This window comes from Micromonospora arborensis, assembly GCF_003205615.1.
Classification (GTDB): domain Bacteria; phylum Actinomycetota; class Actinomycetes; order Mycobacteriales; family Micromonosporaceae; genus Micromonospora; species Micromonospora arborensis.
In genome coordinates this window covers 1-283 of sequence record NZ_PYBV01000181.1, presented here as the reverse complement: position 1 = coordinate 283, position 283 = coordinate 1, and the positions used below count along the sequence as shown (strand labels likewise).

1 protein-coding gene is annotated in these 283 nt (G+C 65.0%); it reads left to right on the top strand.

What is annotated here, in order from left to right:
- Nucleotides 1-283: hypothetical protein (locus tag C7C45_RS34365; protein ID WP_167454920.1), on the top strand; the 283-nt coding region annotated here is incomplete at both ends.

Sequence of the window (283 nt, the reverse complement as noted above, 5' to 3'; positions counted from 1 at the left end):
TTCCACTTGGAGCGCGCCGGTGCGCTCGACGAGCGGCTCGTCATGGTCTTCCAGCTCAGGCTCGCCGTGACGGCTGCGGTTGAGGACCAGCCGAGGTTGAGCTGGATCGCCCAGCGGGTTATGGATCGGGTCAACGGACGGTTCACTGCGTTCGGCGACCTGCTGCACCTGGACGTTCAGATGAACTTCAACGATGCCGACGACGCCGACTGGCGGGTAAAACTCGTTTACGGTCCGGGGGCGCCTGACGGGGCTGCGAATCTCCCTGAGCTGTGGGCAGCGG